The organism is Shewanella colwelliana ATCC 39565 (assembly GCF_000518705.1).
Taxonomy (GTDB): Bacteria; Pseudomonadota; Gammaproteobacteria; order Enterobacterales; family Shewanellaceae; genus Shewanella; species Shewanella colwelliana.
This window is the reverse complement of sequence record NZ_JAEC01000005.1, coordinates 236,862-249,887: the sequence shown is the minus strand read 5'-3', so window position 1 is coordinate 249,887 and position 13,026 is coordinate 236,862. Positions and strand designations below refer to the sequence as shown.

Here is a 13,026-nt window from a genome sequence, read left to right as displayed (position 1 = left end):
GTTTATAGATGTATCACTTCTCGCAGGAGATAAAAATGTGGCAATTGAAAATGAAGAATAAGCTCTTGGTATTTGCCTTGCTACCTTTGATTTTAAGCTTTCTGTTTTTGGTATCGATTACCTACAACTTAGAATCAAACTCTCTTGAAGAAAATATGACCACGTTCAAGGACAGCCTCTACAAGGAGAGGAAGTCCCAGTTAAAAGAACAGGTTGAAATTGCATTAGAAGTCGTTAATTACCAGCTTAATTTAGGGGCACAAGGTGATGTGAATAACGCCTTACGCAATGTACGTTTTGGTTCGGCAGGTTACTTCTTTATTTACAATTTTAACGGTATCAGTGAGTTTCATGCGGTCAAACCAGATCAAGAAGGTAAAAATTTAATCGGCATGACAGATCCCAATGGTAAGAAGGTGGTGGTCGGGCTGATTGAAACGGCACGTCGAGGCGATGGTTTTTTTGCTTATGAACATGCAAAGCCTGGCGCAGCCGGATTGATCCCAAAGATTGGTTATGCCGCCACCATACCAGGTAAAGACGGGATCTTGGGGACAGGCGCTTATACCGATGATATTGACATGCAAGTGGACAGTTACCGTGAGGTGATGACTGCGCATATGAATGATAAAACCATGATGATTATCTTTATTGCGTTTATTTTAGTCGCGTTGACAACGGTTGTTATTTTAGTAGCGGCACAACGCATGGTGAATCCAATACATAACATGGTACAAAACCTTGAAGATATTGCGAAAGGCGAGGGGGACTTGACTAAACGTTTAACTGTTAATGGTAGTGATGAAATCGCTATGCTCGGTAGAGCGTTTAATCAATTTGTCGAGAAGCTGCAGAGTATTATCAAAGATGTCGCCAGAGCGACTGTTGAGGTAAAAAGCGGGGCAGACAACATCTCATCACAAACCGCAACCATGACTACTCAGTTAATCAGTCATAACAACGAAACTGACCAAGTCGTGACGGCCATCACCGAAATGTCGGCGACAGCGTCTGAAGTGGCGATGAGCACCACGCAGGTGGCTGAAGCGACCCATGCAGCCACTGACGATGTGAGTAATGCACAACAATGTGTTGATAGTTCTTTGCATGAAGTGTCGGCCTTGATGAGTGAAATTGATACGGCGGCCAAACACATTACTTCGCTTAATGAGCAGTCGCAAAAAATCAACAGTGTGTTGAGTGTCATTGGTGGGATTGCAGAGCAAACCAATTTACTGGCGCTCAATGCAGCCATTGAAGCGGCAAGGGCGGGAGAGCAAGGGCGCGGTTTTGCGGTAGTCGCCGATGAGGTAAGAAGTCTCGCCAGCCGGACGCAAGCCAGTACCTTAGAGATTAACGAGATGCTCTCGGAGCTACATAATCTAGTGACGCTTGCGGTGAATAGTATGGAATCTAGCCAACAAAGCTGCCATCGCTCGGTAACTTCATCACGGGCAATTTCAGATAGTTTGGGGGCGGTGACTTCAGCGGTCACCTCTATTAATGATATGAGTACCCAGATTGCCGCCGCAGCAACGGAGCAGAGCTCGGTGACTGAGGAGATTAATCGTAACGTTTACGCTATCCAAGATATCGTTAATGAGTTGCTGCAATCAAGTAATAGTGCCTCTGATACCAGTCAAGGGCTAGCTGAAGAGGGGCGGACACTGGACAAACTTGTAGGGCAGTTTAAAGTTTAATCATTGATAGATGAAAAAGGCCGCTCGTTAATGAGCGGCCTTTTTTGTGGCACGTAGCCTGGATAATAGCGAGTGGTTACTCATCGCACTTTATGGGCTTTTTGGCGCTTTCGACCTTTACCGCACAGATCTTAAATTCAGGTATTTTAGCCACGGGGTCGAGGACATTATTGGTGAGCTTGTTCGCTGCCGCTTCGGCAAAATGGAAGGGTAAAAACAGCACTCCCGCTTGCGCCCGTTTGGTGACAAACGCTGCGATGCTTATTTTGCCCCGTCGTGTGGATAGGGTGAGCATTTCACCATTATCGATCCCTAGCTTGTCAGCATCGAATGCCGAAATCATTACTCTTGGCGTGGCGAGGTCGTTGAGCCCTGCGGTTTTACGCGACAAGGTGCCAGTGTGGAACTGTTCAAGTAAGCGCCCGGTAGACAGCATATAGGGGTAATCTTTGCAGGGCATTTCTGCTGGCAGTCGATACCTCACTGGTCGCATCACAGCTTTGCCGCGCGTAAACTGGCTGGTATGCAAAATAGGCGTCCCGGGATGTCCTTCTGCTGGACAGGGCCATTGGATTCCATGTTTGCCGTTTGTGGTGGTGGGATCGATAGTTTTCCAGCTAATACCGCGGTACTGAGGCGTGACTTGGGTGATCTCATGCCAGATGGTTCGCTCATTATCATAGTGCCACTGGGCACCTAAAGCGTTGGCGATATCTGTGATAATTTGCCAATCCTGACGTGCAACGCCAGGTGAGGGGATAGCCACTTGTAATTGCTGCACTCGGCGCTCGGTATTGGTGAAGTGCCCCTGCTTCTCTGCAAAGCTAGCTGCGGGCAATACTACGTCTGCAAGTTCCGCCGTCTCGGTCATAAAAATGTCTTGCACGATGAGCAGTTCACACGCTTTAAGGCCCTGTAACACATGCGCTTGGTCCGGATCGCTCAAGACAGGGTTCTCTCCCATCACATATAAGGCTTTAAGGGTTCCTTTTGCTAAGGCATGCATCATCTCAGTAGCGGCAATACCTATGGTCGATGGTAGTTCACTTTTTTGCCATGCTTGGGTAAAACGCATCTGTACCAATGGGTCATCCACTTTTTGGTAGCCGGTAAAGTAGTTGGGGAGTGCCCCCATATCACAGGCACCTTGAACGTTACTCTGACCCCTAAGTGGGTTAATCCCGGCCCCTTTGACGCCGATATTGCCACACAGCAGCTGTAAATTGGCTATCGCGGTGACATTGTCATGGCCAGAGGTGTGCTGCGTTATACCCATCGCATAGTAGATGGCGGTGATTTTTGCGGTGCCAATCATCTTGGCAAGAAGTTTAATATCGGCTTGCTTCACACCCGTAATGAGCTCGGCATTAGCTAGCTGATAGTCATCCTTCATCACCTCATCATACAACTCACTATAACCGTCGACCCTATTAGTGATGTAGTCGAGATCGTGCCAGTCATTGCTGATGATTTGCTGCATGATGGCGTTAAGCAGCATTACATCTGTCCCTGGGCGCTGACAAATGTAGAGTTCGGCGTCATCGGCAATGGTAACTTTCTTTGGGTCGGCGACAACTAATCTAGCGCCATGCTGATGGACTGCCTGTTTTATCTTTGAGGCAATGATGGGGTGGGCCGCACTGGTATCTGAGCCCAAGATAAAGATCAGATCAGAGGCTTGAATTGATGGAATGTCATTGGTCATTGCGCCGCTGCCCAGAGAGTCTTGCAGTGCGGTAACAGTGGATGCATGACAAAGGCGAGCGCAGTGGTCGATATTATTGGTACCTATTACGCTTCTGAAAAGTTTCTGAAACAGGTAATTGTCTTCATTTGTCGCCTTAGCGGATGCGAGCCCTGCAATAGAATTTGAGCCAAATTGCTGCCTAATTTTGGAGAGTTTTTCGGCGATATAGTTTATTGCCTCACTCCAACTTACGGGGACGAGCGTGCCTTGTTGGCGTATCAGTGGTGTGGTTAGTCGCTGCTCACTATTGACAAAGTCGAAGCCGAATCGACCTTTGACGCACAGCATGCCGTGATTGACGGGGGACTCGGGGTCGCCGCTAACCCGCTTAATCTCATTTGTCTCTGGATCGGTATGCAGTTCGATACGACAGCCTATACCGCAGTATGTGCACACGGTTGAGGTATTAATTAAGGCTTGCTTGCGGCCCTGGGTTTTATCTCGAGCGTCGCTTAAGGCACCAGTGGGACAGACCTGAACACAATTGCCACATTGCACACATTGGCTGTCGGCCATGGTGGCATTAAAGCCAACGCGGGGAGCTTGACGTGCAGAGGGAGACTGAGTCGGCAGGGCCAAGTAACTATCGGCTTCAAAGCATATTGCCTTATGACCCGATTGCTGGTGGCAGGCAGTGACACAAGCTCCACAACTGATACAGCGATTGGGATCAAAATGAATAAAGGGTGAGCTGCTATCTTGAGTAAAGGCACGATGTTCGCTTTTATTAAGCCCTTGTTCCTCAATACGATATTCGGTCGCTAAGTCGCGTAGTTGGCAATCTGTATTGGCCTGACAGCCACATTCAAGGCAGCGTGCTGCTTCGGCTATGGCCACCGCTTCGTCAAAGCCCTGCTCGATTTCGGCAAAGTTACCTTGCCGCGCGGATATCGGCAGCTCAAGCATCCTGGCCTTAGATTGAGTTAGCGTTTGCGGAAAGTGGCTTTTATCAAGTGGTGTGGATGAGCGCTTTTGCGAGTTAAAAGCTTTGGGGGTCAACTCACATGTCAGCGAGCCATTGAGCTGTTTTTCGATGGCTTGTGCGGCTTTTTTGCCATCGGCGACCGCGGCGACAGCGGTTGCTGGGCCTGTGCGAGAGTCTCCTAATACAAACAGTTTCTCTATGCCTGAAGACATAGTGTGTTCACAGCCTGAGAATGTATTCCAGCGGGTCAGTGCCACTTCACCCGTAGACAACTGGCTCTCAGGATGGATTAAAAATGTCATATCTGGAGTCTGAGACACCGCGGGAATAACGGTGTCAAATGCTTCCGTAAAGGTTTCTCCAGTGGCTTTGGGTGAACGTCTACCAGAGCTATCAGGCTCCCCAAGGAGCATTTTTTCAAACGTGACGGCGTTGACTCGGCCGTTATTATCGCTCAAATTTTCGATGGGATTAGTGAGAAAATAGAAGCGTACACCTTCGTGTTCAGCCTCTTCAATTTCATAATTTTCTGCGGGCATCTCATCACGAGTGCGTCGATAGACTAAGGTGACTTCTGCACCTTCTCTAAGAGCGGTTCTGGCGCAGTCGATAGCGGTATTTCCCCCGCCGATCACCGCCACTTTTTTCCCTGTGGTGTACTGTTTATCGGTGCAATGGTCTCTTAGGTAGTCCACCCCTAAATAGCAACCGTTAAGCTCAACCCCTGGATAGTTCATCGACACGGCTTTCTGTGCACCAATTGCTAGGCAAACGGCATCAAAATCGTTCAGTAAACTTTTGAGGTGAATATCTTCACCTAGCCGTGTATTAGTTTGAATTTTCATGCCGTTTTTACAGAGTAGCTCAATTTCTTGGTCGAGAATGGCTTTAGGCAAACGGTATTCGGGGATGCCGTACCTTAACCAGCCGCCGGCCTTGGGCATCGACTCATAAAGGGTGACATCATGGCCAGCATTGGAGAGGTAGAAACCCGCACTGATTCCAGCGGGGCCGCTGCCTACAATGGCTACTCGCTTGCCGGTTGCGGGGAGTTTTGTGGGGATATAGCTATCGCCCTGAAGATCGATATCGGCTGAATGACGTTTTAGCTGTCTGATGGCAAGGGGTTCATCTAGTTCACCACGACGACAAGCCGATTCACAAAATGCGGGACAGACTCGGCCAATAGAGAGTGGCAGTGGCAAGGTGTCCTTAATGATTTTTACGGCTTCTTTGTGATTGCCTTGTGCAATTTGATACAGATAAGACTGTACATCGACACCTGCAGGGCAGGCGGTCTGGCAAGGTGCTTCACAGTCAGCAAAGTGGTCGCTCAGTAAAGTTTTAAGTGATGCTTGGCGCAGTTCAGATAATGCAGCGGAATGAGTGATGACCGTCAGTGGTTCACTTATGTGTGTTTCACAAGCCTTGATGGTGGTCTTGTTACCTGAACAATCTGTGGTCTCAACATAGCAGAGATCACAGGATTTTCTGCCTTCCGCTTGCTTGCCTTGATGGCATAAATTGGGGATTGCGATGCCTGATTGAGTGGCGCAATGGAGGAGGTTTTCTCCCCGCTTGGCATTGACCGATTGACCATCGATAGTGAGTGTTATCATTGTAGGGACCTTTTTAGAATCGTTGACTATGCTCGGCAGTGCATCACCTTGAGTAAGTAAATTAGAGAAGTAAGGTTGGCTTGAGTATACCCAGAGCCCTTTTGGCAACAGGTCTTAGAAGTGGTTATTTATGCAGCTTTTGGGCGGTACTTCACGCTCAGTGAAGGCATTGAGACCCCGGTCTTGATGCGTACGACTTAAATGTGATCGGGTTATCGTTTTGCTTGGGTGTAGCGAATTAGCGAGTCATTTTTTTCACAAATACCACCACGAACAATGCGATGGTGAAACTGCCTGTGAACGCCTCGATAGCTGCAATAGCACGGGAGAAACCTATTGGGGTGAAATCACCATAGCCAAGTGTGGTAAAGGTCACCACAGAATAGTACACACAGTTAAAAAAGAGGGTGAGATTAGCCGATAATCCATTATTGAGATTAAATACATGGATGTTGCCATCGTAACTTAACCCCGTAAATAGGTAGAGCAGGGCACAGATGAAAATGAGCCCCATGGAGAAGCCGATCACTCTGATGGGGGCCTCGCCATAGCCACAGAAAAGATCGACAAACTTTGATACCATGCGGGTATGACTGAACTTGGGCATTTGATGTCTACGCATGGTGAGTTCTTTGCGGAGGTACTCGCCAGCCATGGCAAATAATCCTTCACGTTCAGCGGCTTTACGCAGATCGCGATAGATCTCTTCTGCTTGCTCAAAATAGTCTTCGGCTATCTCTTGCTCGCCAACTCGCTCAGCCTCAAGTGCCATTCGTTCCTGCTTAATGGCTTTACCTGTGTTGATATTTTCAATCTTGGCGCCATTCCATTTTATGCCAAGTAAATTGGTATTGATGAGGTTAGCGCAATGGACATTGGAGTCGCGCAGATCGGCCTTCATTAAACTGGCATTTTGCAGGTTAAGGTTAAACAAGTGAGCACCATTTAAGTTGGCGCGGTATAACTCGGCATGACTCATGTCAAAGCCGGTTTTTTGATGATGACGAACCAGATCGATTCCCGGGAGCTCTGCACGCTTAAGTGCGATACCTCGCATCATGCCTCCGCCTCGGGCGTAGGCTTCTAATCGAGCAATATCTTCTGGTTTATCTTTAAGGATTTTTGGGTCGTGCCAATAGCACAAGCCTGAAGGTTCCGCAGGCTCTGTGCAGGAAAATCCTTCATCTTCGTGGTAGCAACAACGAGTTATCTCTTCATTCATATTGAAAAGTATAGCCAGCAAATGTGAAATAGTAAGTTGGATTGTGCAGGGGGGTTTTGAGCGAACGTTTGAAAACACTGCATTTTATATTCTATGCCTTTATTGCATGAAATAAGGCCGATTCTGCGAGTCTCGCCTCTAGGCTAAAGCGGGTGATTGAGTTAAAATACCGCGTTTGCACTCCTGCCCATCGATATTTAAGTAGAAAGAGTCATGTTTGAAGTAAATCCGGTTAAATTTAAAATCAAGGAGCTGGCCGACCGTACCCACCTTCTTCGGGGGTATCTTTGACTACGATGCTAAGTGTGAGCGTCTAGAAGAAGTGAGCCGAGAGCTTGAAAGCTCTGAAGTATGGAATAATCCTGAGAATGCACAAGCGCTTGGAAAAGAGCGTGCTTCGCTCGAAGCGGTCGTCAAAACTATCGATGATATGGACAGTGGCCTCGAAGATATCGAAGGGCTGCTGGAGCTGGCCGTTGAAGAGGATGATCAAGAAACCTTCAATGATGCCGAAGCTGAACTTGCTGCGCTGGAAAAACGTTTAGAGGAACTTGAGTTCCGTCGCATGTTTTCTGGTCCACATGATGCCGCCGATTGTTATTTAGATATTCAGTCTGGGTCGGGCGGTACTGAAGCGCAAGATTGGGCCAATATGGTACTGCGTATGTATCTGCGTTGGGGCGAAGCTCATGATTACAAGCCTGAGTTGATTGAGGTGACCGGTGGTGATGTAGCCGGCATTAAAGGTGCAACCATTAAGTTTTCTGGCGAGTATGCCTTTGGATCGCTGAGAACTGAAACAGGTGTTCATCGTTTAGTGCGTAAATCGCCATTTGATTCGTCTGGTAAGCGTCATACCTCTTTCTGCTCGGTATTTGTTTACCCTGAGATTGATGACTCGATCGAAATTGATATTAATCCAGCGGATCTGCGTATCGACACCTATCGTGCATCAGGCGCGGGTGGTCAGCACGTTAACAAAACAGAGTCGGCAATTCGTATTACTCATTTGCCAACTAACACGGTAGTGCAGTGCCAGAATGACCGTTCGCAGCATAAGAACCGTGATGCGGCGATGAAACAGCTAAAAGCTAAATTGTACGAGCTAGAGATGCTCAAGCAGAATGCCGACAAACAGGCTGCAGAAGATGCCAAGTCAGATATTGGTTGGGGCAGCCAGATCCGCTCATATGTGCTCGATGATGCGCGTATTAAAGATCTACGTACCGGTGTTGAAAATCGAAATACCCAGAGCGTCTTAGATGGCGACCTGGACAAGTTTATAGAAGCTAGCCTGAAATCTGGCCTTTAACGAGAGAAGAAGATGACTGAACAAACCCAAGACGAGAACAAGTTAATTGCAGAACGTCGTGCTAAATTAGAGCACATCCGTACGAACTGCCCAGCAAACGGTCACCCAAATAACTTCGATCGAAAACATAAAGCGGCAGACATCCAAGCTGAATTTGGCCAAAACACCAAAGAAGAGCTTGAAGGCATGGGCATTGTGCGTTCAATTGCTGGCCGAGTCATGGCTAAGCGTGGTCCTTTCTTAGTGATTCAAGACGTTTCTGGCCGCATTCAAGCTTACGCGGGTAAAGACGTTCAAAAAGATCTTAAAGCGACTTTCCAAGGTTTAGACATTGGTGACATCATAGGTGTTACTGGTCAGCTACACCTTTCAGGTAAAGGCGATCTGTATGTGAACATGGAAGAGTACCAGTTGCTGACTAAAGCATTGCGTCCACTCCCTGAAAAGTTCCATGGTTTAACAGACCAAGAAACTCGTTACCGTCAGCGTTATGTTGATTTGATTGTGAATGAAGAGTCTCGTAACGCCTTCATTATGCGCTCTAAAGTGGTTTCAGCAATCCGTAATTTCATGGTGAAAAAAGAGTTTATGGAAGTTGAAACCCCAATGATGCACAGCATTCCTGGTGGTGCTTCAGCACGTCCATTTGAGACGCATCATAATGCGCTTGATATCGCTATGTATCTGCGTATTGCGCCAGAGCTTTATCTGAAGCGTTTAGTGGTTGGCGGTTTTGAGCGTGTGTTTGAGATTAACCGTAACTTCCGTAACGAAGGTCTATCGCCTCGTCATAACCCTGAATTCACTATGATGGAATTCTACATGGCGTACGCAGATTATAAAGATCTGATGGATTTGACTGAAGAGATGTTGAGCTCTATCGCTATCGAACTTTGTGGTTCTCCACAACTTCCTTATGGCGAGCACACCGTTGATTTTGGTGGTCCATACGCTCGTCTAAGCATGTTAGATGCCATTAAGCAGTATAACCCAGACAACGCAACGATTCAGTCGATGACTTATGAAGAAGTGAAAGACCTTGAGTTTATGCGTGACTTGGCTAAGAGCCTAGGCATGACCATCGAGAAGTTCTGGACTTGCGGTCAGTTACTTGAAGAGATTTTTGGTGAGACGGCTGAACCACAGTTAATGCAACCAACCTTCATTACTGGCTACCCTGCTGATATCTCACCACTGGCACGTCGTAACGATGAAAACCATTTCATCACTGACCGTTTCGAGTTCTTCATTGGCGGCCGTGAAGTCGCTAACGGTTTCTCTGAGCTTAACGATGCAGAAGATCAAGACAACCGCTTTAAAGCGCAAGTTGATGCAAAAGATGCAGGTGATGACGAAGCGATGTTCTACGACGCTGACTACATTACTGCACTCGAGCACGGCCTGCCACCAACTGCGGGTCAAGGTATTGGTATCGATCGTTTGGTGATGCTGTTTACCAACACGCACACGATTCGTGACGTGATTCTGTTCCCAGCGATGCGCCCACAAGCGTAATTGTTGATTAAGCCGTTGGCTTAATAATCACGATTAAAAAACCAGCCACTTTTCCAAGTAGGCTGGTTTTTTGTTTTTATTACTGATATTTACTAACCTTGAGAGTCTTCTACCAACGATTTTGCTTGGGTAATAACATCTAGATTGAATCTTGCGTTCAACCTTTCTCCGGATGGGCAAGCTATTTTTTTCTTGTTATCTCGAAGGCTAATATTTTCGCACCATGTGACTATGTCAAACTCTTTTTTATTTGTTAAAACTATTTCTTTTTTATCAAACCATTGTCTAACGGTCATGATAAATTCATTATCGGAACCTTGCTGTTCAAGTTTTTCAATACGTTCTTGGGCACTGTTTATATCCCCCCTAACATAGCTTACTTCTTGCTCTAACCTATCTTGCCGAATAATTGTATCTGCCAGTACCCTTGAGTTTTGAGCTACAATTTCAGCCATTTGTGAAAGTGCTGAACCTTGAGGTGTAAGAGGGGGTGGATAAGAGCCAAATTTTGTCAGAGAAGGTACAACATCGTGATATAACCAACGTTGGAATTTTCTTCCTGCAGCAGAGTCATCATTCCCCATTACTCTGTTTAAGCCAGGCTGCGTAACGAAAGTTTCAGTTTCTAACCCTGGTGTTGGTTTTGAATGAGGAAACTGGGTATATTCATCTTTATCTAAAGCTGTTATGAGTGTTTTTATTAGATTTGGGATGTTTCTTGTTGGGTTTCGTTCACCCATACTTTTATTTTCTTTGTTCAAAACGACAAAAACATCCGTTAATGAAAAGTGAAGAATATCGTCGATATACATTGTTCTTATATCTGTTTGCCCAGAGGTTCCTTCATAACAGACATTTACTAAATTATTTACAGGCTCAATTACATCTTTCATTCAATTTATACAGTTAATTTATTAAGTTACTTTACTTTCTGGATTGATGCTATTGAGTTTTTAGGTTGAATTATCATCCCTTAAAATTGATTCAGTGTGTGGTTTTAAAGTCGTGGCGCTTCGCCCACACCCGACGAAAGGGAAACTACAGCATTTCCCTTTTCGATATCCCTGTGCCGCTCCGGCGAAGTGTTGATCCTCATGCTAAATGAGCTAATTTGCTATCGCCTCAGATTCGCCATCCATGGCTCAACTGAGGCTATGTCGGCGTCCTGCCTCGATCACGCAAATTAGCTCACCGCATTCGGACACTTCCAACGGAGTCTATTGTACCCGCAGGTTCATATGACATCGCTTGATATAACAACTTCTAAAGACCTAGATGTTCGATTTGAATTGAGGAGAGCAAAAAAATAACGTGAGTTTGGCTATGGCCTTTCTCGCACATCCATGTGCTTCAAGGCATTTAGTACATCCTGCAATTAAGATTTCAGCTAGCTTTCGAGGGGAAGGGACGTATCGCCGGAAGCGTTAGTGATTTTGTCGCTTCCTGAAGCGGGTTATATTTGCAGGTTAAAGCTAGATAATTCTCCGTTGGAAATTTTGCTGTTTAAATTTCGCCGGAGCGCTGCGGGATTGCTAGGGGGACAAGCGGTTTCCCCCTTGGCTCTGGTGTGGGCGAAGCGCCACGACGTTAATCCAAACGAAGTTTGGAAAGTCAAAAATGAACTATTCCGTTTCTGAATAGCTAATTCGATAAACCGCATTAGCCGCATCATCAGAGATTAATAAAGAGCCATCATTGAGCGTTAATACGGCGGCTGGACGACCCCAGCTTTTTTCTCCTTGTAGCCAACCCGATGCAAAAACCTCTGAGTTGACCACCTTGTTGCCTTCAAGCTCAACACGCACGATGCGGTAGCCGACTTTACTGCTGCGATTCCATGAACCATGTTCGGCAATAAAGATATTACCTCGGTAGCTTGAGGGGAATTGCTCTCCTTGATAAAACTCCATTCCCAATGCCGCCACATGAGCGCCTAAGTTCAGGACGGGCACCGTGTTATTAATGCTACTGGCTTTATGACCAAACTCGGGATCAATGACATCTGCATTGTGGATGTAGGGGAAGCTAAAATGCTGACCTTCTTTGGTTACATGGTTAAGTTCATCATCTGGCAGGTCATCTCCCATCATGTCGCGGCCATTGTCGGTAAACCATAACTGCCCTGTGGTTGGGTGAAAGTCAAAGCCAACACTGTTGCGAACCCCAATAGCAACTGTCGTGACTTGTTTGGTATCGATATTGAGCTTAATGATGCTAGCAAAAGGTGTTTCACTTTCACACACGTTGCACGGCGCACCAATGGGGATATAGAGCAGACCATCAGGGCCAAAGCGGATGAACTTCCAGCCATGGTGTGATTTGTTGGGCAGCTTGTCATAAACCAATTCTGGGGGAGGAGTATCGGGCAGTGTTGCCTCTATATTCGGGTAGCGCCAAATTTTATCGACTTCTGCTACATAAAGGTCAGTATTATGAAAAGTGATCCCCGATGGAAGGAAGAGATTGCGCGCGAGTTCAATCATTTGGTCGGGCTTACCATCGTTGTTGGTATCTCGTAGTGCGTGTAGTTTGCCTGCTTTTCGACTGCCTACGAATACAGTTCCTTGATTGCCTAGCGCCATTTGGCGGGCGTTATCGACACCTTCGGCATAGATTTCTATTTCGAACCCTGGCGGTAATACGATCGTTTCCAGTGGCAGCGCAGCGCATATCGCCGGCAAAAATAGAAAGGCTGCAACCAATAATTGCTGCTTTTTCATTACGCTAATTCCTTGTCGGTATGTTTGATAACTTATTAGTGGTAAGTTTGATTTCAGTTAGAAACTAACCAACAATACCTCCTTTAGCTAGCATTTTTGATGTCGAGCGTTGTAAGCTAATGAGATGAATATGTTTGTTTTGAGTGGCGTGTTGGTCGATACCGCTTTAAAATTGCCATTAACTGAATATTTGACTGCAATAATTAGTGTGATGAGTAAGTAAATACTTGCTGATGCGTTAATTAATCTTTTATATCATGCTGTTT

At 46.4% G+C, this 13,026-nt stretch carries 7 protein-coding genes; 3 read left to right on the top strand and 4 right to left on the bottom strand.

The window, feature by feature from the left end; translation table 11 throughout:
* Positions 1-35: 35 nt before the first annotated feature.
* Complete coding sequence (locus tag L876_RS0103065; protein WP_028762451.1) at positions 36-1,700, top strand: methyl-accepting chemotaxis protein; 1,665 nt, start codon at positions 36-38, stop codon at positions 1,698-1,700.
* A gap of 76 nt (positions 1,701-1,776) precedes the next feature.
* Here L876_RS0103065 and fdhF read toward each other — a convergent pair whose 3' ends face one another.
* Positions 1,777-5,991, bottom strand: a complete 4,215-nt coding sequence (gene fdhF, locus L876_RS0103060) for a formate dehydrogenase subunit alpha (protein WP_028762450.1) — start codon at positions 5,989-5,991, stop codon at positions 1,777-1,779.
* Positions 5,992-6,229: 238 nt separating this feature from the next.
* The gene (locus L876_RS0103055; protein WP_028762449.1) at positions 6,230-7,213 is read right to left on the bottom strand and encodes an ion channel; all 984 of its coding nucleotides are present in this window, start codon (positions 7,211-7,213) and stop codon (positions 6,230-6,232) included.
* 213 nt (positions 7,214-7,426) lie between these two features.
* Here L876_RS0103055 and prfB point away from each other — a divergent pair.
* Both prfB and lysS read left to right on the top strand, forming a co-directional pair.
* A protein-coding gene (prfB, locus tag L876_RS0103050; RefSeq protein ID WP_162148991.1) for a peptide chain release factor 2 occupies positions 7,427-8,525 on the top strand; the annotation gives its coding sequence in 2 pieces (ribosomal slippage) (positions 7,427-7,501 and positions 7,503-8,525; 1,098 coding nt in all).
* A 12-nt stretch (positions 8,526-8,537) separates the two neighbouring features.
* Positions 8,538-10,040, top strand: a complete 1,503-nt coding sequence (lysS, locus tag L876_RS0103045) for a lysine--tRNA ligase (RefSeq protein WP_028762447.1) — start codon at positions 8,538-8,540, stop codon at positions 10,038-10,040.
* Positions 10,041-10,132: 92 nt separating this feature from the next.
* Here the strand turns inward: lysS and L876_RS0103040 are convergent, their stop codons facing one another.
* Both L876_RS0103040 and L876_RS0103035 read right to left on the bottom strand, forming a co-directional pair.
* A complete protein-coding gene (locus L876_RS0103040) occupies positions 10,133-10,933 on the bottom strand; it encodes a BRO-N domain-containing protein (protein WP_028762446.1) in 801 nt (266 codons plus the stop codon).
* A 729-nt stretch (positions 10,934-11,662) separates the two neighbouring features.
* Positions 11,663-12,760, bottom strand: a complete 1,098-nt coding sequence (locus tag L876_RS0103035; RefSeq protein WP_028762445.1) for a PQQ-dependent sugar dehydrogenase — start codon at positions 12,758-12,760, stop codon at positions 11,663-11,665.
* Positions 12,761-13,026 lie beyond the last annotated feature (266 nt).

Excerpts from the sequence above, each read along its gene's own strand:
- L876_RS0103055 (WP_028762449.1), bottom strand. The coding sequence starts at position 7,213 with ATGAATGAAGAGATAACTCGTTGTTGCTACCACGAAGATGAAGGATTT.
- lysS (WP_028762447.1), top strand. The coding sequence starts at position 8,538 with ATGACTGAACAAACCCAAGACGAGAACAAGTTAATTGCAGAACGTCGT.
- L876_RS0103035 (WP_028762445.1), bottom strand. The coding sequence starts at position 12,760 with ATGAAAAAGCAGCAATTATTGGTTGCAGCCTTTCTATTTTTGCCGGCG.
- L876_RS0103065 (WP_028762451.1), top strand. The coding sequence starts at position 36 with ATGTGGCAATTGAAAATGAAGAATAAGCTCTTGGTATTTGCCTTGCTA.
- fdhF (WP_028762450.1), bottom strand. The coding sequence starts at position 5,991 with ATGATAACACTCACTATCGATGGTCAATCGGTCAATGCCAAGCGGGGA.
- L876_RS0103040 (WP_028762446.1), bottom strand. The coding sequence starts at position 10,933 with ATGAAAGATGTAATTGAGCCTGTAAATAATTTAGTAAATGTCTGTTAT.